Raw genomic sequence first — 24072 nt, 5'->3', positions numbered from 1 at the left:
ACCAGTACCAAACCGTTATCAAAAATATAGTTTCATTAATAACTTTGAAGAAATTTAAACAGAATTTATAATGAGTATAATTGGGAAAAAAATTAGTGAAACTAGAAAGTCAAAAGGGTTAACTCAAGAAGAGTTAGCCGAATTATCAAAAGTAAATTTAAGAACAATACAGCGGATTGAAAATAATGAAAGTGAACCACGAGGAAAAACATTAATATTAATATGCGAAGTACTAGATATTAATATAGAGGATTTAATAAACAGCAAAAAAATAATTGAAGATAATATTAACAGTAATCTAGTTTACGGATTTAGATTAGCATCGAAAGGAAAACGATTTTTAGCAAATTTAGTAGAATCATTTATCTATTTCATCACTATTTTAATCCCCTATAGAATTTATAAGACCCCATCATTAAAAGAGTTACTTAATGAAAATTCTATTGATTTTGTATTTGCTCCTGTTTTAGGGCTAATTGTTGGTGCCATATTTTACCCAATGTTTATAGGGAATTTAGGACACCGTATCTTTGGTTTGAAAGTTATATCATCAGAGACTGGAGATGACTATAAAAAAGCAGAAGAAGGTGCCATTCGTGAGCTTTTAAAAGGTGTATTGAGTTTTTTTCTTATTCCTATTATCTGGATTCTTTGGGATGATAAAAATCAAAACTTATATGATAAACTGACTAAAACTTATGTCGTAGAAAAAAATGATAAAGGAACAATAACTTATTAAGTAACTAAAAATGGTAGTCTCGTGTAAAATTAATCGCTAGCTCTGCCCTATTTACGAAAATCCTTGGGGGTTTTCTATTCAGTTTGTATTTGCTAAATCAGGTGCTAAACAACGCAACTAATCTTATGCATAAACGTTAGTCAGAATTAAAAAGAACCAAAAATAAAAACGAAACTAAATAGAATTAAAGAACTCAAAAGAGATTGTATTTATTCCAATAGGTGGTATTCGAGGAATCGGGCCGGTAACAAAGCTCGTTTCTTCAAGAGATGAGTCTCTTCCATATGTTTTGTTGGAATTTGATAATGCCGGAAGGGATTATCAAAAACAACTTAAGAAAGGAAGGTATCATGATGAAAAAGAAAGGGTTTTCGGTGTAGGAAATAAAGAATGGGAAATTAAGCTCATAAATATAGCCCGGGCAAGTTTACAAGAGCTTCAAATTGACTATGAGGATTTTTTAGAACCCGGGCGCTTCCGATTTGGGATAAGCTTCATCGCCTTGTTTACCGCGTGCGCGAACTAAATAAAAGCACTCCGACGCCAACCTACGACACATTCAAAGAAGCCATTGAGCACGCAGATCCGGAAATTTGTGCAAATGCCATGATTACGCTAATTAAAATCTGCACCTATCTCTTAAAACAACAAATTAAGCAATTGGAAATTGCTTTTGTCAACGAGGGAGGACTCAGAGAACGAATGACCCGAGCCAGAATTGAACAGCGAAAAAAAGGCAAATTAGTTGTTGGGATATTTTGGAACACCTGGGATGCTGTTTCACGAATCCCAAGTGTCCAAAAAAATCTATTAACCAAACCGCAAACCTGGCGGCCTATGGATTTACCGAAACGCAACGCTCTCGGGTAGGCCCGGAGAAATTCCGAAACCCTAAAAAACCGAGACTCCTCCTGTGCACGGGCACCAACCGAAAGCTGCAGCCTAACAGATCCGCAGCTGCCAGACACCGGCGATCAATCAATTCAGCGAAGGAGAAGTTGCCTCGCTAGCCGGACAGATTGCATTTCAATCACCTCCTTCCCTCTTTTTCAAAAACTCGGGTATTTGATCCCAGCCTTCGTAAGGGGCTTTTAGGGTGTCGGGAACGGGATAGTCAAGCAACATTTTAGCCTTGTTGACTTTTTTTACAGGAATCTCCACCAAATAAAACTCGCCTTTACTAACCGAATAATTTTCTTGAGAACTAATGTTTGTTAATTTCTCTCCTTGAAATTCAAAATTAAAATTGACATAAAACCCTTGCCGTAAACCAGTTTCCTTTCCTACTACCCACCCAACAGCATACTTTTTCTCCAAAGAATCGTAATTTTTCTGATAGAAAAATGCGATAATTATCCAAATGAAAATAAAAGCAACAATTTTCAGTGTAATTTTTAACATCTATTCCCTTGTTTTTATTATTTCACCAACCCCCAATGTTATCGTATTATTAAAATTGGAAATGGTATTAATGACAACCTTATCAATATCAGAATTATCTAAGGTGTTTTTCCATTTCCAATTGAAGCCGCCTACTCCGAGATCAACCAAACTTGCTGTAGTCGATTTTGTACCCCCGATTCCGATCTCACTTGCTAATCCCAAAGCATCCTGAAACCCGGCTTTTGTAGTAAAATCGCCAAAGCCTTGAAAAAGAAAGGCACTTTTTCTAAACACTCCAGCTGCTGCTATGTCAAAAAGGTCAACCTTAGAAAAGTCGCCATTACCCAGGAAACTGAAAATCATTTGTTGGCTTGCTTCAATACCTGAATGAAATAAAGCAGATTTTCCAAAAGCCTCTATCATTCCTCTGACCAAAACCGGCGATGCGACCGCCGCTACCATGCTGCCGGTAATGCCATAGGAAACCATCATGCCAATGCCATCCAAATACCGGCTGTTCCTTGATGCCAGTGCTTCCGATTCGCTGAAATGCAACTTCCGCCCCCGCTGATACAAGTCCCTGGCTGCCTGCAGCCCTTCCCGGTAGGCCGTTTGCCCCAAATTGCGGTAAACGGGGTTTCGACTCTGACGCATTAGCTGCAGTTGTGACTCCAGCTGCATCCGGTTCGTTAGCGATTCAGTTATCTTCTTTCTTTATCAAACTCCGGAATCTCCTCCCCCCTTCACAGGGTGCCACTGACGCTTCCGAGTCCGGGTAGAAAATAAATATTTTTCAATTTTAGCACTCTCCAATTAAGGAAGCGGAGGTAAAATTCGGAAACTTAAAAAAACTAATATAATCGTTCCAGATGCAAAAACCAGGGATAAAAACCCATATTTTTGCTTTTCCTGTTTTGATCTCTTATCAAACTTTTTGAAGTATTTAATGTATTTTTCATTTCGGAAAACAAATAAATGGCAAATAGAGTAGGCCAAAATAAGGCAGAATACAAACGGGTGCCAGGTAAAATTAAAGGGGTAACTTAGCAAACTATTCACAACGAGAAATATTACCCAAATCATAAAAAAGATCAACATAGTTAATGTCGCTCCAGATATCATTATCCCAAAACCATACCGCCTATCTGTCCAGAACTTATTTCCAAATTCCTTTAAACTTGAACCTTGATCTTTAAAGTTTTTTTCCACGGCCGGTATTTTTCCTAAAAGCAAAAAAGGGTTTATCTTATTGGACAGCAAGTGAAGTCTATAATCTAACTTATAGACGCAGTAATGTACAATATTTAACCAAAGTTCTATTTTTTCCATAATAAATATTATTAATGCTATGGGTTATGAAGTTGATCAATTGCAGTCTCCCCAACAAATTCACCAAAATAACTTCCTCCCAAGCCTAAACCAAAACCACCTATAACCCCTCCTAATACGGCACCTGGAATTGCTCCAACTCCTCCAAAAAAAGACCCGGCTGCTCCTCCAATCAATAATCCCGCTTTAGCTCCGGCCACTCCTCCCAAAATACTCCCTGCACTGCCGGCTGCTGCCATTTGCGCATTATAACCAAATTTCTCACCGTCAAGCTGGTATCCGTTTAATGTTAAATAAAAACCAATTCCTGCGGATCCAATCAATGTGGCTTTACCGGCTAATCCATAAGCCTTTGCCGCTCGAAATGCCCCAGCCCTGCTTCCTGTATATTGGTTTCCTCCCCAGCGGGCAGAATAATACTTTTCGTTTTGGCCAAGCCAGAAACCCTGACTGTTGGAAAGTCCTTCAAATCCTCCATAAATACCCCCTCCAATAGTCAATGCAAGGTTTACGCGACCGAGATCGGCCTCGTTATTTTCTAACCTTGAGGCCTCAACATTAACGCCGTCTAGCATTCCTCCATCTCGTGTCCATTCCCCATTACCAAAAATATATTCTGCTCCTCCGGTAGAATGGTAAACCTGACGCTCATACGGTTTCTTCACTTATTCCTCACAATCCGTACAAGTTCCCCAGGATCATTGTACCGTATGGGTTTATTCCACATGTCCGCTTGTAGCCCCCCCCCGGTAGGTCGTTTGTCACAGGTTGCAGTAAAGGGGACTGCTCTCTGCTGCGGAAGCTGTAGTGGCGATTCCAGTTGCATCGGTTTTGCATACGATTCAGTCTCCCTCCCGCTTTTTCAAAAACGCCGGTATTTCCTCCCAGCCTTCATAAGGGGCTTTTAGCGTGTCGGGAACGGGATAATCCCAAAGGATTCGGCTTCTACCTGGTTTTCTAATTGGAACTTCTATTAAATAGGTTTTACTCTCTATATTATTATCTCCGATCGAATTAAAGGAATGCCTTCTTAATCCATTAAAATCAAAGTTAAAACGAACTTGAAAATCCTGTCCATATGGTTTAATGGTATCGCCTAGGATACCCACTGTATATGTTTTTTTATATGATTTGTATTTTTCCTGAATTAAATAGTCAGCAATTACAAGAAACGTAATAACGGCTACTATTTTGCCGGTAGTTTTTATCAAAGTTTCCTTTTTCATATTCTTTAGTTATCCAGTGTGGAGACTTGTCCGACCAAAGTTCTAGCTCCCCCATTAAATGTAGAAATGAAATTAATTGTTGCTCTATCTATTTCTGAGTTATTTAAAAGTTGGCCATATCCGAAATTAAATCCACCTACCAGGCCGTCAATTGTTGAAGCCAAAATCGACTTTTTTTCACCAAGAATGCCAAAAGAATCACTTAGCCCGCTAGATGAATCTAAATCCAATAATGCGTGGCCAAAAAATGCGGACTTACCAAATACTCCAGTTGTCAAAATATCCGCATAATCGACCCCAGCTAAATCCCTTCTAAGAATTAAACTCATCCCCATCTGCAACCCCGCTTCCATCCCCATCCGTTGAACGACCCGGGCACCCAATCCATCCACCAAGCCCCTCACCAGCGCCGGCGAAGCAAAGGCAGCTACCATGCTACCCGTAATGCCATAGGAAACCATCATGCCAATGCCATCCAAATACCGGCTGTTCCTTGATGCCAGTGCTTCCGATTCGCTGAAATGTAACTTCCGCCCCCGCTGGTACAAGTCCCTGGCCGCCTGCAGCCCTTCCCGGTAGGCCGTTTGCCCCAGGTTGCGGTAAACGGGGTTTCGACTCTGACGCATAAGCTGCAGTTGTGACTCCAGCTGCATCCGGTACCCGCGGTTCGGGCGGCTGTTGACCGTCACTACCGGAAGCTGAAACTCCGGACAGCCATCGCAGTCCCCCGCCAAACCGGTAGGGTCGGAAAATAAAAGCGGGTTATTGAATCCAAAGGCCATGGGACTAATGGAGGTGTACATATCAGACAGCTTGTCCATGCCCCAAAACCTTCCCAAAACCGGATCATATAAGCGATTGGGGGTTTGGTACCATCCCAGGCGATCTAACAAGAAACTCCCTGCGTTAAATTTATAATTATTCTTATCCCGATCTTCCGCCCGGTATTCCAGCCCACTGAGCGACAGCCCCCAAGGGTCATAATGGTCTTCCTGCACCACCAGCGGACTCAGGGTCTGCACCCGAAAATCATCAAACCATACATCGGTCTCGGTCTCGTTTACCAAAAAGGCCTCCAAATACCCATCCTTTTCAATATAAAAATTTGTCTCCAATAATTCGTGTTTTCCGGCCGCTTTTTTTGTCAAGGTTCTTTTTTCCTGCCGATAAAGCTTCCCCTCGCTGTCGTATAGAACGTACAACAAATACGCCTCTGGCACCGGTTTGTTCTGCAGTTCTTTGATCAGCAAGTCTGCCAGAGAAAGCCACAGCACCGGATTACCGACGGCCACAGGCGCATTTCCGAATTCTGTCAGGTCGTCCAGCAGGCGGTCTTTCGCCCCACTGCCGAGAAAGGTTTCCGGTTTTACCGACAACGCGCGGCTATCCCGGTATTTGCCCCGGACCGAGAGCCTTATCTGCTCCCCGATCGCTACCTTTTGCCTTCTGGCAGGCCCGAGCATCCTTCCCCGGCCCGCATTCAGCCAAGCGGAATGGCTGCCTCCGGGCGTGCTGTTGTGTTCCACCCCGGCCTGTCGGGTTTGGTCTATCCCTTCAAAATGCTTGTTTTCCTCTTTGCCTCTACCGGGCTCCATGCTGGCCAGGACGGTGGAGCTAATCGGTTTTCTGAGCACCTCCCGGACATTCCCGAGATGGTCCCTGATAAAAAACTCGGGAACCCAGTTTCCTTTTTCCCAAACGGCCCTTCCTTCCGGGTGCAGCAACTGCCGGGGTTTGCCGTCGGCCAGCACCAGTTCGCCCAGCTGATCCGTCCGCTCCATCATTTTGCCTTTTTTTTCCAGCCTTCTATACAGCAACTGTCCTTCGGCCGAATAGGCAAACTGCAGTTTTTCTCCGGAGTCAAACACCACTTCTTGGGGAAGGTCCAGATGGTTGTAGCGGATGCGCTTGATACCCTTGTCGGGGCTGGCCGTTAGGTTGCCATTGGGATCGTACCGGTAATCCCCGGAGACGGGGGCGGAGCTAAAATCCCTTGCAGCAAAACCTGCGTCGGGTACCGCATCGCTGATGCTTTCCAAGAGGTTGCTGTAAGGTGCATAACGATAACTGAGCCGGTCCACTTCTCCGAAGCTGTTTTTTCCTTGCCTGTTGTGCCGGATAAGGCCAAGGAGGTTCCCATTGGCATCGTATCGCATGCCCCTTAGGCTGTACCTGTCCTTTTCGGTGTTTTTTCCAGGAACGGAATAGGAAGCTGCTGTCAACCGGCCCACAGGATCATAGTCAAACCGGTAAGCCCGGTGTTGCCGGTCCCTTCCGCTCCATACCATTTCGGAGATATTGCCATTGAACAAGGGCTTTGGGCCGGTTTCATGGGTGAGCGTCATGGAAAACAAGCCGGGATCCGCGCTCTTGGGCCTGATGGCATTGGTCCAGCCCTGAATATGGCGTTCATATTGGAAAGTAGCCAGGCCACCGAGGTGCTTTTCTTCCATTTGGCCGGTCAACCCGTAGGCATAGGAGGCCAGCAGGGTTTCCTGCTCCTCCCCCATGCGCCGGTAAATGGCACTGAGGTAGCCTTCCGGACTGTACTGGTACCTGTCGGTATAGCGTAGGGCCAGGCTGCCGTGGATTTGGGTTTGCGTTTCCAGGGGCCTATTTCTGAAATCAAATTTAACCGAATTTTCGATGTTCCCGCCCAGGTGGTGTTCCGATAGGGTAAGCACCGACCGACCCATGTCATCGTAATGCGCGACGGATTCCATTAATTGGTCAGAGGCCATATCTTTCACTAATTTTCCTGTGGACAGTCCGGAGGCGGGTAGGGAGCTGATGCCAGTCCCTTTTTCCTGGAATGCCCTTTTACTGTTGCGGTAGTCGTCATAAAAGGTCCGGGTAAGAATCTCTCCTTCTTCACGGGGAAAAGGTTCAGGTGCAAGGGGTTTGTCCGAAGATGTATCAATTTCTACGGGAAAATTCGAGATCCCTTTTGGCTCAAACTTAAAATTCGGTTTCGGTACGATGGTCCGCAAAGCCTGGTACCGGTTCTGCCAGTCGGAAGAGCTAATGGGAAAGGTTTTTCCGTACGTTACCGGTACTATTTCAGGCTTTCCGGGTAGGTATTGGGAGCCTTCCGGGTCCAGGTCTTTTTGCAGGGTTTCCCTATTCCTTTTATCGCTGATAATCCCCGTCTGTACCGGTCTGTTGTGAACATCATATTTCGTGTACCGCCATTGGCCGGCCAACGCCAGGTTGCCGTCCCTGCTGCCAACAAGCCGGTCCCGATCATCGTAAAGGAATTCTTCCCTTGCTTTTCCAGGGATCTTCTTTTCGATCAGCCGCTTTTTGCCATCAAAGCGGTAAAGGAAATACAAGCCTTCGGCTAGTTCCATATCCCGGGAACGCTGCCAGTTGTCGGACAGGATTTCCACTGCTTTGGGAGGGAGAACCACGCGCAGATCGCCCATCCTGTCATAAATGTAGTAGGTGCAGTGCCATCCTGCATGGGCTTCAGAGGGGTTTGGTCCGGCCTGATTCTTTTTCAGTATTTCCCTGCCCAGTTTGTCCGTGTATATCAGGCTTTGGATTCCTTCTCCATCGGTAATACTGCTGACCCAAAGTTCTCCGGCGGCATAGCTTTCCTTGGTAAGCGGCAGGCCGTCACCGTTCACCGTCCAGATACGGACCTGTTCCCCGGCCCGGTTGGGTCGCTCGTGGAATTTTGTTTCCCGTCCCGACCCCGGTCTCCAGGCTTTGCCGGGAGGAGAGATGGTTTGCGGTGATAAAAGATCCGAAGATTGATAAACGATTTCCTGATAGCCATAAGCATCTCCGGTGTACTTCTGCCGGTAGTAGCTGGCATGTTCAGCCTCAAAATCAGGCCGGAATGCACCGGGGACATTGTTGGTTATCGGGACATAGGGAAGGTATTCACGGTCAGGTCTGCCGAAGGAATCGTAATGCAGTGGCTGGACAATGTCCCCACCGCCTGGAGCGGCCCCCTGGCTGACGATCTGTCGTTCTCTGCCCAGCCCATCCAGGTATACCGTTGATATTTTAACCGAGGGAGAACCTTCTAATGAGGGTGTTGCTTTCAGCGGCACTTCCGGGCGAAATGTGCGGATGCTGTTTTCCTGTGCAATAGCGGACTTGTCCGTCCAGGAAAACACTGTCAGAATAGCAAGGTATATCAGTTTGGTTTTCATGGCAATATCGGTTTTTGGGATTGGTAGGTATATGCGTAGTGTTCCAGAATGTCCCAATCCATGTTGCGAATGGTCTCCAGCCTGCCCATGGCATCGTATTCATAATAGCGGGTATGGTTTCTTTGATCTGTATTGCTGCTGATGCCGATCAGGGGTTCATGGGTATAGGTTTCCATAAAGGCATCCTTGGGGTGAAGGCGTAATTCGTCTATCAAAACACCCTGTCCGGAAAGGGTAAGCTTGTCGCCGGTCACTTCCCGTTGGATCAATTGCCATTCATCGGTCAACTGCACAGTTTCCCCCATAAAGCTCCAGTTCGCTGAAGTCCGGCGGCTGGTTCTTTTTGCCCAAAAGGAAAGTAGAAACACACGGTCAGGACTTGCCGGTATCTCCGTTTTGTTGATGGCTCCCCTTCCCAGGTGATACAAGTTTACTCCGGTTTTGGCACCCTTGCTTGAATAGGGGTCTCCTGTGAAAGTCCATCCTCCTTTATCAGCAGTTTCAAAAGAAGTATAGGCAATTTCCGAAGCAGCCGCATTATGAACAGCGGCTGCCATCCACCTGCCCTCTTCAAACCAGAGAAAACTTTGCCTTGGACCAGTCCGGGGCGTCTGCTCCAGGATATTCCCAAACGAATCATAGGATAAAATACTTAAGTCCATAAATGTTTGATGGTCAGCGTGCTTTTTGTGCAGTCCTGCCGGTAAAATTTTTCCATGGTACCTTTTCATTTGGACCTGTTGCTGCTCAACCTGTTGCCCGGCCATTTTTTTTACCTGAGCCAGGCTGGGAGTAATCCTATTGGCATCCATAAGGCCAGCAAGTATGGACTGGTCCCCGGAAGCATTCAAGGCCTCTGGAAGGTTGAATGGATAATAGTAATATTCTTCCAGGTTTGCGTGCCGGGATAGGGAATGGGTCTGCTTTATGGGCAAAAGGTAATTCTCATCATAGGTTGTTGTGCTGGTTTTATCAAAGGCAGTACCGGTCTGGATATCAAACCGAATCTCCTTTATTTCAATGCGGGGATTCCAGACCGTGGTATTGAAATATTTCAGGTACCGGACATCCTGACATCCTCCGGGCCCGTAACCCATGCAAGAAAAAACAAAGTTTTCATGTGAGGCCCTTTCCGATGCCTGATAGGTATAGGTCAATTCCCGGGATTTTTGGAAACCCTCTTTGGTTTGAACAAAATAAATCACTCCGGCTGGCACACCCCTTTTTCCTTCTGCGCTTCGCACGATGCCGAAAGGAGCCACATAGCGGGATTGATCCGGGAAATGCTTTGGGGATAGGTATTGATAATCTGTGCGAAGAATTTCCCCTTCCTCGTTTTCCCTGATCTCCTTAATGTTGGCATAGCCAAAGAAATCCGCACCAGAAGATAACGGTAGCTGAGAATAAGACCGTAATTCAAATTTCAAACAGTGATCTACCAAAATATCATTTCTACCCGGAACCTTTTGGGTGTTGGTATTGAAAGTGATAAAATCGTATTTTGGAAAGGTGGCCAGCGAGCCTGAGGAAATGCTGTCCCCGGCTTGCTCATAGCGATATTGGATGGTTTCGGTTTGGTGGCCAAAATCCTTGGTTATGGATTTGACCCGCAAGCCTCCCGTAGGAACTTCTATCTGACCGGTACCCTCCTGGTTTGGTGGGTTTTTTCTACCTGAAACGGTAGCGGTCACTCCTGCCGTCACGCTGGCAGGACCCTCTAACTGTAGTTGGTATTGGGTGCCTGCTTTCAGCCAAATTTCACCTGTAATGCTCCCCTTTTTGATGGTATTGGAAAGCAAACTTACAAAGGACCTGTCTGCAGGGGAGTACAGGTATACGTCCAGGGAGCCCCGGCAGTCTCTGCCTCGTCCATCGCAATCCACCGAACCGTTCAGCTGAACACTGTACCGGATCAACTTGTGTGTATCAACTTCGGATTCCTGAGGTTCCACCTGAAAATAAGCTTTGGGGCGTTTGCTGTTTACCGAGGCGGAATATATGGGTTGATCCTTTTCCAGGGCTACCGGACTAAAATAATTGTAATAATCATTTGAACGGACCAATACGGTATTGCTTTCCATTTCATAAGTAATGGTCCCACCGGTCGGATAGGAGATTTTTTTTAAGCAACCCATTGCTGCCTTTTCCGGAACCACCAGCCGGTTTGCATTGGCTTGCCGGAATTTCATATACTGCGGGATAAGGCTCCTGTTGTCCTCTCCATTGTAAAAACCCCAATGGTCCTGTGCATTGGAAAACAAATGCGGTAAGGTATTGGCGTTATATTCCAGAAAATACTCCAGCACCTGACTTGTGGTATTTTCGATGACTTTCGTAAGACGAAGCCGTTTCCCGGGCGTAGCCCTGGCTATGAAATCCGGAAGGTTGATGTGTTCGCCCGACAAGGTCGATTGGTAATAATCATGGTCAAATGTAAACGATCTGATGAGCCGGTCCCTGTTATTGAACACCTTGATACCCGAAAGTCTTCTGGACGCAGCGTCTTTCCGGTCATCCTTACTTTCGATTAGTATTTTCCCCAAACCAAAATGAATCGCCTGCAATTGTTTTCCCCGTATGGTTACTTCAGAAAACCCATTGGTCATTCTGTTGGTGCCGCAGACACCGCTTCCGGAAGTTCCACTTAAAAAATAGGAAGCAGATTGGGTTGCCCTGGAATAATAGGATTCGGTATAGTTTTCGTAAAGGAAGGTTATTTCCCTTCCACCATAGGTAATGATTTTACTCAGGTGCCAGGCCGAATGATAAATAGACCGGAAAAGTGCTGATTTGCCTTCGGAGATCGCTTCCGTGATCGTTCGCTCCAGATCTTCGAAAACATACTGGTTTCCTCTTCCGTCCCATACCTTCCATCGGACAATATTCCTGTTAACCTGATCAAATTGAATTTTTAAGTTACTGGCATTCAGGAAGGCAACTTCACCATTTTTATCGAGCACAAATTTTCCGGAAAAGTTGGCGAATGCAAAGTGGAAAATATCCTGCTCAAAATCGATAGTTGCACTTTGTGTGCGGTTATAATAGTCCGCCAATTGGCTGGTAGACAGTTGATCAGGCAACACATCATGCTGGATATAGCCGCTGCTTGACTGGTTATGCTCATCCGGAAGCCCCTTCATGGTCCTGCTAATGCTTCCGCCAGCGTTCAGGGCCCAACCCAGTCCTGCCCATCCCGCTCTCTCTTCCACGCGGATTCCACCGGCATGGTAACTTAGCCGTACCGGAATTTCCAGTTCTTGTTCTGCAATAGCGTACAGGGGGATGTTGATATCCGGTAGGCCGGAATAATGGGATATGCGCGTGTCGGCAAATTTGGCCAGGGCACTCACTTCGGGAGAGGGTGGGGTGACCTGGGCCCTGAATGCCATTTCCTGTCCTAAAGTGACGGCAGGCATCAGGTTCATTTGCAGGTAGGTGACTAAGCAAAACCACCAGTGTTGGTCGCACTTACGGATGGTTTTCATGGTAAAATCAATGGGGTTTCTAAAAATCAAACTGGATTGATTTCTGGTTACCTGCCCATTTGCTTCATCGGCGATAGGGTTGTTTTCATGTTCATCATTTTTGTCCACAGCGCAGTGATTTGTTCTTCGCATCGGACCGGACAGAGGGCAAACTTCCCAACCATTTCCGACAGTAGCCGGGTGGTTTCGGCCGGGGGTATTTAAACTTCCAGATAAGGGGAGGCGGCTTGGATTGATTTTTTCCCTGGCATACGGTGGTTTCAGCCACAGTAATGGCAGCCCTGTTTGTAGGAATAGTAAAGGTTTCATAATAAAAAAGGCATTAGTAGGTTAACACATAGTAATGCCGTACTCCTGTTTACATGGGAAACACAAGCTCGATGAAACGAAAACCTTTAAGCATTAAGTATAGGATATTCAAAAAGTCACCATGGACCGCAACGACACCTAAAGGTTGATAAATTGGTAGATTTGTTTTTTTTAAAAAAAGCTGATTAATGTCAACAGTTTTCGGCTTTGCAGTTGATTGAAAAACCTTTTTGCTCCAAAATACAACGGCTTTTGTATCAAAAAGGACCTTTGACAAACCAATATGTCAGCAAAGAAAACGAGGCAGTTAAAATAGTAGTGTTGGCTTTTCTGATAGTGAAGTTAATTAATTCGTGTAACTATCCAAATTTTTTTGTGGATAAATTTTAACTCCCATCTCCCGTTTTAAGATCATTGAATCCTGAATAATACGCCGGCTACATTGCTACCGTAAAAGTGAACAACGGCTTCGACCAGTCATAGAAGTAGCCTATTCAATGATCAACAAATTCGGATTCAAACCATGGATCAGATCACATCTCTATAAACTGTTTGTAATGCTCATACCGCAGAAATATGTCCCTGACATAGTGGTAAGGTTCCGCTCCCCTCACAAATCCATGGCGGACCACATCATCGTAGTAGTATTCCTTGTCCGCCAGTTTCAAGATGAATTCTTCTACGTTTTCGTCCCAGATGGCCGGGTCTTTTCCGTGCTTTTCTGCCAGCCGCATGGCATCATACACATGACCCGCCCCACAATTGAAGGCTGCCAGGGTAAACTTTACCCTTTGGACGGAATCTTTTACCGATTCGAAGTTGTCCCACATTTTATCCAGGTACTTTACCCCTCCCCTTACATTCTGTTCCGGGTTATAACTATTGGAAACGCCCACTTCCTTTGCCGTGGCCGGCATCAGTTGGATCAACCCACTGGCACCCACCCAGGAGGTGGCCCTTGGATCAAACCTCGACTCCTGGTAAACCTGAGAACAAAGGAAACGCCAATCCCATCCCAACTCAGGGGCATTTTCTTTAATGATACCATCGTATTCGCTGATCCTATTGCCGTTTTTACTGTAAAAATCGCTTTGGATCCTGCCCCTGAAGGATTTCCTGTTTTTGAAATATTTGTTGTAGATGACATAGTAGTCGTCTGACTTTTTCTCCTCTTTGATCCAATCGTTAATGGCTTGAAGCAATTCAGGGGAATTTTGTCTTACCGCCCAGGCGATGCGCTGGGAGAAGGAAATCCTGGTATCAATATGCAATATGGGATAATAGGTCTTGTTGATGGCCGCAATATTGTAGTCGGCCACCGTCCTGTCAATTTCCCCATCCACCACCATCCGGATGATTTCATCTGTAGGTATATTTCCGTCAATCAGCTTAACGGGGATTTCTGCCCCAATCTCATCCTGCAGGTTTTGAAGCCTTTGGGAATAGGAAGTGTTTTCCCTCACCCAAACGGTATCGTCCTCCAGTTCTAGCGTATTGGAAATGACCTGTTTATCAATCTTATAGCCAGGCAGGGAGCGCCAATTGTCCGGCATGCGCTGCACCAGAGCCTGGTGGGTCACATAATGGTATTCCGTAAAATCCACCAGTCTTTTTCTGGGCTCCGTTACCGTCAAACCATAGGCGATCAGATCTCCATCCCCATTGTTCAGCATATCGAATAAATCATCAATATCCTCCGCAACAGTAATCTCAAGCTCCAGATCCAGGTGTTCTGCCAACCGGGACAATAGCTCATACTCAAAACCCATGGGCATTCCCTTGTACAAAAAATAGCTTGTGGAGCTGTAAATAGTGATGGCATGCAGGACCCCATCCTCTTTGATGCTTTCCAGATCCTTTTCCACCTTGTAAGGAACAGTTTCCGGCAGCGATTGGCCATCTTCTTCCCCGGAACCTCTTCTTCCTTGAGAACAAGCTGACATTATTAATAAAACAACAGCAAATAAAGTAGTAATTCTTATATCCATAACCTCCATATTATAAACAAATAAATGAAATTTGCAAGAAATTGTTCAACTAATTTCCTTTGAAGCCCCTTTTTATATAGGTTAAATACCATAAATTAAGTACTGCTAAACCAATGACCAGGTAAGAAAGGGCAATGGGTATCCATCGAAATAGGAAAGTTACTGGAAACATGGATCAAAATCTTTTTTATGAACGTATCTACCGGGTGATTATGCCACTTCACCCTGATATCACCGAAGCAAAAACAGATTATTCTTACCAAAAAGCCATTTACAATGGCTGGACCTGCCCGTCTCCAATAATATTACTTTACAAGTGATCCGGTATTACAAATGCCTCGATGACATAAATCAATGGATAGAAGGGATGTAGATGCAATCTACACCCAGTTTAAAATCGGGAAGTAGCTAAAAAAATAAGTGATCTAAGTGATTTTGAATATTTACATTGGATTTTACAGGTTGTACCTGGCCCAGACCCTTATTCCCTATATTATTTGGTCAAAAATAGATGTGATTTCTATATCATTTTGCCCAAAAATGCCTTAAATTGAATTTGAATTTTCTATGTTGAATATGGAGAGCATACAGTATATATCAGTAGTCAATATCATGATAGGTATTACCATTACCTATTTTGTCCTTGAAATCCTGCTCATGCTCAATGGAATTGATCAGGACACGTCCAATATTCTCTTGCTGGACTGGTCTAAGGGCAAATCCTTCTTTATCCCCTTTGCCCTGGGGGCCATAGGCGGGCACCTGTTTTTGGGAACCTCAAATGCGGCCTTCAAAATGTCCAATGGCATGTTTCCGGTTTTGATTCTTTTCGGACTGACGATAATCATGGTATTGATTGCTTTCAAAGTGCCCTTTAAGAAATCCAAGGCCGTCCTGACGGCTCTTCTAATTGCCGGTTTCCTGTACGGACATTTTTTCTGGTCCATGAATTATACAGTAACGCCATGAGCAAATTCAAAAGGTTTTTAAACAGGCATTTGTCCGAAATACGAACGATCAAGATCATTGTGGCGAGCATGCTGGGATTGATGGTAGTGATTGATATTGTGCTGGTCACTTTGGAAGGAAACGACTTTCCTACCTTCAGCTATGTGGTCAAAGACCTCCGGCATCGGCTGATCTGGTTTACCTTCCTATTTGGAGGGCTGTTGGCCAAGATTTTTTTCAACAGAAAAGCCAGTGACAAAAAAGAAGAACTAACCGGAATGTTCGCTTTCTTTTCCATGGTGCTGCTGCTCTTTGTCATTGGCAGGAGCCTGGAAACAGCACCAGGTTTGTTTCTCCAAATATTGTTGCTGGTAGGCGGTGCTGCTTTGGCTCACCGGACATGGCCCCAATACCGGTAGCTCCAGGGCTTTTTGGTTTGATTCAAGCTTTTGACCTGATTCGGTTACAAAACACCAGGATTTGATGATGCCAATTCGTTCGGAAGCAAGTTAATTTTTCATTTTAGTGCTCGGTTAAAAATATGATTAGGTCTTTTGCCCTAGTTTTTCTATTTTTGGCCCGATAAGTTTCAAAAAGACAAAGGCATGATCTCTCACACCATTAATTTGGCCCTTCGCTTAGCCCGGAATGCAATAGCGCCGGGCTTGGCCCCTTCCCTATTCCGCCCAGACGGCTCCCTGCACCAAACTGTTGGATATGGATTCAACTGACTTTTGGGATGTATTGATCATCGCTGGCTACCTGCTGGGCATTGTCCTGATCGGACTGTTGTCTGTGCGCAAGAAAAACCGTAGCAGCGAAGGGTATTTTTTGGCGGGTAAGTCATTGTCATGGGCCGTGATAGGCGCTTCCCTATTTGCTTCCAATATTTCTACAGTGCACCTGGTAGGGCTTGCCGAATCTGGCTTTACAGATGGCATCGTATGGGGCAATTTCGAGTGGTTTTCCGGAATCGAACTCCTGATCCTTGCTTTTGTGTTCATCCCTTTCTACCTGCGTACCAAAATCACTACCCTGCCCCAGTTTCTGGAAAAACGCTATGACTCCCGGTCCAGGATACTGCTGGCCATATTCAGTATTCTTGCTGCCCTGTTTATGCATATCGGGGTGAGCCTGTATGCCGGAGCCGTGGTATTTGAAAATGTTTTCGGTGTCAGTATCCCATTGTCCATTGTCATCATTGCCCTGGCCACAGGGATCTACACCATTGTGGGCGGACTGACCTCTGTAGTGATCACAGAAACGGTGCAGACGGTAATATTGATTGCCGGGTCCCTGACCATTACGGTGCTGGCCATCTACCGTTTACCTGAGATAGGCATTACTTCCTATGCGGAACTAAAGACGGCTGTAGATCCGGATCGCTTTAAAATTGTAAGCTTCGATGCTGCCAAAAAAGGCTTCACTTTCGCTGACATGCTATTCGGTCACCTGATTTTGGGGATCTGGTATTGGTGTACAGACCAGACCATTGTGCAGCGGGTATTGGGTGCCCGCTCTGAAAAACAGGCTAAGCTTGGAGCCCTCTTTGCCGGCTTCCTGAAAATCCTTCCTGTATTCATCATGGTAGTGCCCGGCATTTTGGCCTTTGCCCTGTTCAGGCAGGAGATCGGAACTGACACCAAAAGCGTCTTGCCGATGATGATCAATCAATTGATGCCGGTGGGGCTGAAAGGACTCATGCTGGCCGCCCTGCTTGCCGCAGTGATGAGCAGTGTGGCCGCTGCAATCAACAGCTGTTCTACGCTGATCGTGTACGATGTCTTCGACAAACTAAAACCCAACCTGGCCGATGTGCAAAAGATTTACATTGGGAGAATTACCGGCGTGCTGGTATTGATCCTGGCCGTAATCTGGTCGCCCTTTCTGGGTAGCCTGGGAACGATTTTCGAATTGATCAACCAAATGTTTTCCATCTTTGCCCCTTCCATTGTAGCCGTTTTCCTGCTTGGGATACTGTCCTCCAGGGGGACAGCCAATGCAGCCTTCTTTACGCTATTGGGGGGAAGTTTATTTGCTGTTGCGGTTTTTTTGGTAGAAAAGTATATCCCCATTGGAGGGATTTCGAATTACATCTCCAGTACTGAGGGGCTGGGCATCAATTGGTTAAAGCAAACTTACCTTAACTTTATTTTCTCTGTTTTGCTATATGCGGTCATTTCCATTTTCGATAAACAAAAACAGGTGATTTTCCCCGGCTTTTACCTGAAAGTCCGCAGTCCATCCTCTCTTGTCAATTGGCTGAGTGTCGCTTTACTGCTTACCATGCTGATTTTGTACTGGACTTTCTATTGAGAAGAAATGGCCTGGCTAAAAAAATTTAAAATTTATTCCAACACATGCAATTGAACCAAAGACCGGTAATTCCTGATAACCCGCTTCCTGTTGTCATCATAGGGGCAGGTGGCATTGTGCGCGATGCCCATCTGCCAGCCTACGCTATGGCAAAATTCCCGGTTGCGGGCATTTATGATCTAACACCCGGAAAAGCAAAATCACTGGAGGAATCTTTCGGGTTGGAGCAGGTTGCATTTGATTCCCTGGATTTGCTTATCCGGAAGGCCCTGGAAGTCGGAGCGGTATTTGATCTGGCTGTACCCGCAGACCAAATTATAGATCTGCTGAAGCAATTACCTGATGGCTCATCGGTACTGATACAGAAACCCATGGGCGAGAACATTAAGGAAGCAAGGGAAATTCTTGCCCTATGCCGGGAAAAGTCCCTGGTGGCAGCTGTCAATTTTCAACTCCGGCATGCCCCATTTATCTTAGCTGCCATGGACCTGATTGATCGGGGGCTGATCGGGGACCTGTTTGATATAGAGTTTAAGGTAGCTGTGTATACCCCCTGGGAATTATGGGAATTCCTTAAAAAGAAGCCACGGGTAGAAATTTTGTACCACAGTATCCATTATTTGGATACGGTCAGGGCCTTTTGGGGAGACCCATCAAGGGTGTTTGGAAGCACCATCCAACATCCCAAAGCTGCTTCATTGGCAGCCACCAGAAGCACAATCGTTCTGGACTATGACACATTCAGACAAGCCCGTATCCTTACCAACCATGGACACGATTACGGATCTAAGGAGCAGGAATCTTACCTGAAGCTGGAAGGAACGCAAGGTGCCATCAAGATACAAATAGGGGTTTCATTCGATTATCCTCAAGGAAGGGCATCCAAATTGGAATATTTCAGCAAAATGGAAAGTGAGAAGGCCTGGCAGGAGGTCCCTTTGGAGGGGGATTGGTTCCCTCATGCATTTATGGGTCCCATGGCATCCTTGCAAAACCGGCTGAAAAATCCAACAGCTACTTTCCCCAATGCCGTGGAAGACGCCTTCCAAACCATGCGCCTGGTTGAAAAATTATACGAATCAAATGAACAGGGTGGGTTACCATTCAAATAAGAAAAGTTCTAAAAAAAACGCTTTGCATAAGGCTGAATAGTCAACTTAGGCAAAACTGCAAACCTGAAAAGAAAAAGGAATGAATAAGTCAATACAAATTAAATCCGGAAGATCGCAGGATGTCCAATATCCTTTAAAAAATGGTGCCGGTTCTGATGCTGTGCATTCTACGCCCATATATGCCTATGCGGTGTGCAAATTACAAACAGACTGCTCATTGGAAGGAATCGGGCTGGCTTTTACCCTGGGTGCCGGGAACAGGCTGGTCTGCGGAGCCATAGATTATCTGGTGCGGTATGTAGAAGGCAGGGAAATCAATGAGCTCATGGCCGATTTTGGAACCACCTACAAAAAAATGGCAGATGACCCTAACCTGAGGTGGCTGGGCCCCCATAAGGGCGTGACCCACCTGGCTTTGGCTTCGGTGGTCAATGCTTGTTATGACCTTTGGGCCAAATCCAGATGCCAGCCACTCTGGAAATTGTTGCTGGATCTTTCTCCTGAGGAATTGACCAACACCCTTGATTTTTCTTATTACGAAGATGTTTTAAGCAAACAGGAGGCCATGTCGCTGATAATTGAGCAAGAGGCAGGAAAGCAAAACCGGATGGGGATCCTTAAGGATGGATACCCGGGTTATGACACTTCGATCGGCTGGTTCAACTATTCTGAAGAGAAGTTGGTACGAAATATTAAAAAATCAATTGATCAGGGTTTTACGGCCATCAAATTAAAAGTTGGGTCAAATGAAGTGGAAAGGGACATCCAAAGGGCAGAATTGGTGCGAAAAACTGCCGGCCCAAAAGCCAGTATCATGCTGGATGCCAATCAGCAATGGAACCTGCCCAAAGCCATCGCTACCTGCAGAAAACTCATGTCCATCGATCCCTATTGGATAGAAGAACCTACCCATCCCGATGATATTCAGGCGCACATCACACTATCAAAAGAAGTACCTATCCCAATAGCCCTGGGTGAGCACGTACCCAACAAGATCATGTTCAAAAATTTTATACAATCAGGTTGCATGGCCTTTAACCAGGTGGATGCAGTCAGGGTTGGTGGCGTGTCCGAGTTTTTACTTATCAGTCTTTTGTCCAAAAAATACAACATTCCTGTGTTGCCCCATGTAGGAGATATGGGTCAGATCCACCAGCACCTGGTGCTTTTCAATCACATTTCATTGGGCCATCCTGCCCTTTTACTGGAACACATCCCTCATTTAAAAACCTATTTTAAATTTCCTGCCCAAGTGGTAGGAGGAAAATACAAAACGCCGCAGGAACCGGGTATGAGTACCGATTTAAAGGACCCTGAAAAAGTAAAAAAAGCCCTTTCCTGTTAATTTTTGCCTACCGTAAAAAAGACCTTAAAACTTTTCATGCAAAAACTTACCCTAATATTAGGTCGTTTGGCCTAATGTTAGTATAATTGGGGCAAATGCACTAAAATAAATTACTGGCAATCAACTTCTAACAAAGCATTGCAGGTATTTCCCATTCCAAAAGGGGAAATACCTAAATGGGTAATCTCCCGAAGGAAAACGAAGAATTTCCAGATTCCCGTTTGGCCAGAAGGTGAAAAAGACTGGTAAAATCCTGATGGAATTGGATTTTCCTGTTTCGGGGATTATGGTTTAGCATTAGAAAGAAGGGACCAGGACTTAAATTTCAAATGATGGCAACAACATACCAAAACACCTCCTAAAAAAAGCTGCGGGTCGAAATTTCCCGAAAACAAGGGGATAAAAAATATGCCTGAAAAAAAGCGAAATACAATCAATAATTATAAACCTAACATACAAAATTATGCTAGCAAATTTACAAAAGTCGATTTGGCTGTTGGCCAGGTATCTCATTTATGGCTTTGGGATGCTATTGCTGATGTTTCAGATAGTAATGGCAACAGGCTTTAAAGAAAAAAATCTTGCCTTTAACGCACATGCCGAAAGTAGGGTGGCAGAGGATGCTCCCATTCAAGGCAAAGTAATGGACGAGGAAGGGAACCCCATTCCTGGGGCAGCCATCCTGGTAAAGGGAACTTCCACGGGAACTTCCACAGATATTGACGGGGACTTTAGTCTTGACGTACCCGATGGAGCCGTATTAGTGGTTTCTTTCTTGGGTTTTGTCACTCAGGAAATCGAAGTGGGGAATCGAACGGATTTGGAAATCACGCTCACCGAAGACATTGCTCAAATGGATGAAGTAGTTGTGGTTGGTTTTGGTACCCAAAAGAAATCGCACCTTACCGCAGCCGTGGAACAAATTGGTAGTGAGTTGATCGAAAACCGGCCCATTAACAGGTTATCTGAAGCACTTCAGGGTGCTGTAGCTGGCTTGTATGTGACGCCGGTTAATGGTGGCCCTGCACAAGAGTCAAATTTCAACATTCGCGGGTATACGGGATTTGGCCAGAAAGGCGGACCTCTTGTATTAGTGGACGGAATCGAGCGTACCATGAGCGATGTAAATCCAAATGATGTAGAATCGGTTACGGTGTTGAAAGATGCTGCTGCTTCTGCCATTTATGGTTCAAGAGCTCCTTCCGGAGTAATTCTAATCACCACTAAATCAGGTACAAAAGGAGAAAAAATACAGGTCAATTACAGCGGTAATTACAGTATAGGATCGCCCATAGGAATGCCCCAATGGGCCAATTCCTGGGAATATGCAGAAAAAATAAATGAGCAATATAGAAACTCATTACAAGCGCCTATTTATACAGAAGAGGCCATCCAAAGAATGAGGGATTATGGTGCCGGATTAATCCCCAATAATATAGTAACCGAAAATGGCACCTATGGTGCACACTGGGACATGAATGGCAACAGTGACTGGTTTGATATCATGTATAAAAGCACTGTTCCAAGTCAACAACACAATGCCAGCGTTTCAGGAGGAAGTAACAATACGGGTTATTATGTGGGTCTTGGGTACAATGAGTCCATGGGGCTCATAAAAGGTTCCGATGACAGGTTGAACAGGTACAATGCGCTCTTAAAAGTAAATTCAGATGTTACGGATTGGCTTAGCCTCAGGATGAGCATGAACTATGTAAGAACAGATGAAACAGCACCCAATTATCGGGGAGGAGGACCAAATTACGGTGACATTTGGCAGAATGCATCCGCATCACTTCCCAATTGGAATGATTTAAATCCGAATGGGAGTCCCTCTTTTCTAAGTAGTGGTCCCTCATTGCGCGGAGAAGGCGGAACCCAAACCAATGAAAGAAACGAAACCACACTTACCGGTGGGTTTACAGTAAAACCATTTAAAGGGCTTGACATTCGGGGAAATTATACCTGGAGAAACCTTACTTCCCACCTTGAGCGCAACACATTTGTGATTTTTGTGGAAGAGGCAGATGGAAGCATCCGAAACTCCGCAAGGTCTGCACAACAAAGTAGTGTAATCCGGCAAATGAATTTTACCAATTACCACACAGCGGATATCGTTGCCGATTACAATACGCAGATTGGGAATCACTCCATAAATGCATTGGTAGGTTACCAGGAAGAATACAACAATTTTTCCCGTTTAGCCGGTGTAGGTAGGGATCTATATACCAATTCGGTACCCAGTATCAGTACCACCTTCAACCCAAATCCAACTGTGAATGACATGTTAACCCATTGGGCTACACAGGGTGTCTTTGGTAGGATGGCATACAACTATGCTGAAAAATACTTTATCGAATTTAATGGCCGCTATGATGCACATTCAAAATTTCCGGCAGACATCAGGTGGTCCTTTTTCCCCTCCGTTTCCGGAGCATGGAATATAGCAAAAGAAAATTTCTGGTCTGTCAATAAAGTAGATGCCTTCAAAATAAGAGCCGCCTATACCTCTTCCGGCGACCCTGGATCTGGTAATTACCTGTACCTTCCAACCATGGGTACCGGTATAGGAAATGGGGATGTATTGCTTGGCGGAGTGAAACCAAACATGGTCTTTATGCCACCATTGGTAAGTTCCGATTTAACCTGGTCCTCACCTCAAACACTTGGGTTTGGTCTTGATGTAGTGGCTATAGAAAACAGGCTCGAGTTGACTTACGATTGGTATCAACGTACCATTTATAATCAACCAGGCCCTGCTAAAATTTTACCAGAAACCATTGGAACCGGTTTGCCAAGTATCAATAACGCAGTTAGTGAGACCAGAGGCTGGGAGTTTTCGATGAAGTGGAGAAATACGGGCAGGTTAGCCGGCAGACCATTTAATTATTCTGCAAGATTTAACATTGCCGATTATATAGGTTATGTGGTAGAATACGACGAAAACATCAATGGACAAAGAAATGGTACCTGGACTCCGGGCGAGGTATTTGGACAGATATGGATGTATGAGTCCAATGGTGTGGCACAAGATATCGCCGATGTGGAAGCAAACGTCCCTCAGGGAGGCGGTTGGTACTACCCGGGAGATCTGATGATGAAAGATTTAAATGGCGATGGGCAGATCAATGCAGGAGAAGGCGGCAGGTGGTATGCCCGGGGAGACCAGGTCATGGCCGGTTATAACTATGGGCGGTACCGGTATGGTATGAATTTGCAAGCCAACTGGAATGGCATTGATCTTTCGGTAACCTTTACCGGTGTACCCAAATGGATTACCTATACCAACAACTTCCACGTCATTCCGGCTGGAAATAATATCTGGAATTCAAAATGGTTTACAAGCCACAGGGAGTTGGGTACCTGGACACCCGAAACACCGGACAATTATTTCCCCAGGCACTCCTTCAAAACCTATGGGGCAAACGACCAATATGTAGAAAACCTGGCCCATCTCAGGGTTCAGAATTTACGACTGGGTTACAACCTACCACAAACACTGCTGGAAAGGATAAAAATGAGAAAGGTGTATGTCTATACAAGTGCTGAAAATCTGGGAATGATTTACTATAAATCAAATTTCAGGTATGAACCCGAAATCCTTTCCAGATACGGCGGAAATGGATATCCTCCACAGCGTCAAATTTCTTTTGGTGTGAACATAGGTATTTAATATAAAAAAATTAACTATGAAATTTAATCTGAAATATATAAGGACATTGCTAATTCTAT

The 24072-nt window shown here is 45.1% G+C and carries 17 protein-coding genes; 8 read left to right on the top strand and 9 right to left on the bottom strand.

Features of this window, described 5'->3' with window-relative positions; genetic code table 11:
- The first annotated feature begins 70 nt into the window (after positions 1–70).
- The gene (locus G9Q97_RS13970; RefSeq protein WP_166147829.1) at positions 71–739 is read left to right on the top strand and encodes a helix-turn-helix domain-containing protein; all 669 of its coding nucleotides are present in this window, start codon (positions 71–73) and stop codon (positions 737–739) included.
- Between the two features lie 513 nt (positions 740–1252).
- Positions 1253–1609, top strand: coding sequence for a four helix bundle suffix domain-containing protein (locus G9Q97_RS24795; RefSeq protein WP_222851994.1), 357 nt, complete (start codon positions 1253–1255; stop codon positions 1607–1609).
- A 156-nt stretch (positions 1610–1765) separates the two neighbouring features.
- On the opposite strand, the gene G9Q97_RS13960 is transcribed toward G9Q97_RS24795, so the two are convergent.
- From G9Q97_RS13960 to G9Q97_RS13925, 9 genes are all read right to left on the bottom strand, one after another.
- On the bottom strand, positions 1766–2140 hold the full coding sequence (locus G9Q97_RS13960) for a hypothetical protein (RefSeq protein WP_166147827.1): 375 nt from the start codon (positions 2138–2140) through the stop codon (positions 1766–1768).
- Positions 2141–2776 carry a hypothetical protein gene (locus G9Q97_RS13955; protein WP_166147826.1) on the bottom strand — a complete coding sequence of 212 codons (636 nt, stop codon included), beginning with the start codon at positions 2774–2776 and terminating at the stop codon, positions 2141–2143. It abuts the gene before it with no gap.
- Positions 2777–2935: 159 nt separating this feature from the next.
- Entirely contained in the window at positions 2936–3451 is a 516-nt protein-coding gene (locus tag G9Q97_RS13950) for a hypothetical protein (RefSeq protein ID WP_166147824.1), read from the bottom strand.
- Positions 3452–3468: 17 nt separating this feature from the next.
- Positions 3469–4116 carry a hypothetical protein gene (locus G9Q97_RS13945; RefSeq protein WP_166147822.1) on the bottom strand — a complete coding sequence of 216 codons (648 nt, stop codon included), beginning with the start codon at positions 4114–4116 and terminating at the stop codon, positions 3469–3471.
- Entirely contained in the window at positions 4113–4277 is a 165-nt protein-coding gene (locus G9Q97_RS24790) for a hypothetical protein (protein ID WP_222851993.1), read from the bottom strand. The genes G9Q97_RS13945 and G9Q97_RS24790 overlap by 4 nt, the downstream gene beginning before the upstream one ends.
- 16 nt (positions 4278–4293) lie before the next feature.
- The gene (locus tag G9Q97_RS13940) at positions 4294–4677 is read right to left on the bottom strand and encodes a hypothetical protein (protein WP_166147821.1); all 384 of its coding nucleotides are present in this window, start codon (positions 4675–4677) and stop codon (positions 4294–4296) included.
- Positions 4678–4682: 5 nt separating this feature from the next.
- Positions 4683–8840: a DUF6443 domain-containing protein gene (locus tag G9Q97_RS13935; protein ID WP_166147819.1), complete on the bottom strand. Its 4158-nt coding sequence runs from the start codon at positions 8838–8840 to the stop codon at positions 4683–4685.
- Entirely contained in the window at positions 8837–12634 is a 3798-nt protein-coding gene (locus tag G9Q97_RS13930) for a hypothetical protein (RefSeq protein WP_166147817.1), read from the bottom strand. Before G9Q97_RS13930 ends, G9Q97_RS13935 begins: the two co-directional genes overlap by 4 nt.
- Before the next feature lie 533 nt (positions 12635–13167).
- A complete protein-coding gene (locus tag G9Q97_RS13925; protein ID WP_222851992.1) occupies positions 13168–14577 on the bottom strand; it encodes an MltF family protein in 1410 nt (469 codons plus the stop codon).
- Positions 14578–15189: 612 nt separating this feature from the next.
- Between G9Q97_RS13925 and G9Q97_RS13920 the strand changes: the two genes are divergently transcribed.
- From G9Q97_RS13920 to G9Q97_RS13895, 6 genes are all read left to right on the top strand, one after another.
- Positions 15190–15591: a hypothetical protein gene (locus tag G9Q97_RS13920; RefSeq protein ID WP_246255670.1), complete on the top strand. Its 402-nt coding sequence runs from the start codon at positions 15190–15192 to the stop codon at positions 15589–15591.
- A complete protein-coding gene (locus G9Q97_RS13915) occupies positions 15588–15989 on the top strand; it encodes a hypothetical protein (RefSeq protein ID WP_166147813.1) in 402 nt (133 codons plus the stop codon). The genes G9Q97_RS13920 and G9Q97_RS13915 overlap by 4 nt, the downstream gene beginning before the upstream one ends.
- Positions 15990–16287: 298 nt before the next feature.
- Positions 16288–17886 (top strand): sodium:solute symporter family transporter, encoded by a 1599-nt coding sequence (locus G9Q97_RS13910; protein ID WP_166147811.1) that lies wholly within the window; start codon positions 16288–16290, stop codon positions 17884–17886.
- Positions 17887–17930: 44 nt separating this feature from the next.
- A complete protein-coding gene (locus G9Q97_RS13905; protein WP_166147809.1) occupies positions 17931–18998 on the top strand; it encodes a Gfo/Idh/MocA family protein in 1068 nt (355 codons plus the stop codon).
- Positions 18999–19077: 79 nt separating this feature from the next.
- Positions 19078–20343: an enolase C-terminal domain-like protein gene (locus tag G9Q97_RS13900; RefSeq protein WP_166147808.1), complete on the top strand. Its 1266-nt coding sequence runs from the start codon at positions 19078–19080 to the stop codon at positions 20341–20343.
- 463 nt (positions 20344–20806) lie between these two features.
- Positions 20807–24013, top strand: a complete 3207-nt coding sequence (locus G9Q97_RS13895; protein WP_166147806.1) for a SusC/RagA family TonB-linked outer membrane protein — start codon at positions 20807–20809, stop codon at positions 24011–24013.
- Positions 24014–24072 lie beyond the last annotated feature (59 nt).

The sequence above is a fragment of the Cyclobacterium plantarum genome, from assembly GCF_011290685.1.
Classification (GTDB): Bacteria; Bacteroidota; Bacteroidia; order Cytophagales; family Cyclobacteriaceae; genus Cyclobacterium; species Cyclobacterium plantarum.
Note: the sequence above shows the minus strand (reverse complement) of the source record. Positions and strands in the feature narration are given on the sequence as shown.

Bases quoted from the DNA above. Each gene is read 5' to 3' on its own strand.
- G9Q97_RS24790 (WP_222851993.1), bottom strand. From the start codon at position 4,277: ATGCAACTGGAATCGCCACTACAGCTTCCGCAGCAGAGAGCAGTCCCC.
- G9Q97_RS13970 (WP_166147829.1), top strand. From the start codon at position 71: ATGAGTATAATTGGGAAAAAAATTAGTGAAACTAGAAAGTCAAAAGGG.
- G9Q97_RS13920 (WP_246255670.1), top strand. From the start codon at position 15,190: ATGTTGAATATGGAGAGCATACAGTATATATCAGTAGTCAATATCATG.
- G9Q97_RS13895 (WP_166147806.1), top strand. From the start codon at position 20,807: ATGCTAGCAAATTTACAAAAGTCGATTTGGCTGTTGGCCAGGTATCTC.
- G9Q97_RS13955 (WP_166147826.1), bottom strand. From the start codon at position 2,776: ATGCGTCAGAGTCGAAACCCCGTTTACCGCAATTTGGGGCAAACGGCC.
- G9Q97_RS13930 (WP_166147817.1), bottom strand. From the start codon at position 12,634: ATGAAACCTTTACTATTCCTACAAACAGGGCTGCCATTACTGTGGCTG.
- G9Q97_RS13910 (WP_166147811.1), top strand. From the start codon at position 16,288: ATGGATTCAACTGACTTTTGGGATGTATTGATCATCGCTGGCTACCTG.
- G9Q97_RS13915 (WP_166147813.1), top strand. From the start codon at position 15,588: ATGAGCAAATTCAAAAGGTTTTTAAACAGGCATTTGTCCGAAATACGA.
- G9Q97_RS13950 (WP_166147824.1), bottom strand. From the start codon at position 3,451: ATGGAAAAAATAGAACTTTGGTTAAATATTGTACATTACTGCGTCTAT.
- G9Q97_RS13925 (WP_222851992.1), bottom strand. From the start codon at position 14,577: ATGTCAGCTTGTTCTCAAGGAAGAAGAGGTTCCGGGGAAGAAGATGGC.
- G9Q97_RS13900 (WP_166147808.1), top strand. From the start codon at position 19,078: ATGAATAAGTCAATACAAATTAAATCCGGAAGATCGCAGGATGTCCAA.
- G9Q97_RS13960 (WP_166147827.1), bottom strand. From the start codon at position 2,140: ATGTTAAAAATTACACTGAAAATTGTTGCTTTTATTTTCATTTGGATA.
- G9Q97_RS13940 (WP_166147821.1), bottom strand. From the start codon at position 4,677: ATGAAAAAGGAAACTTTGATAAAAACTACCGGCAAAATAGTAGCCGTT.
- G9Q97_RS13935 (WP_166147819.1), bottom strand. From the start codon at position 8,840: ATGAAAACCAAACTGATATACCTTGCTATTCTGACAGTGTTTTCCTGG.
- G9Q97_RS13905 (WP_166147809.1), top strand. From the start codon at position 17,931: ATGCAATTGAACCAAAGACCGGTAATTCCTGATAACCCGCTTCCTGTT.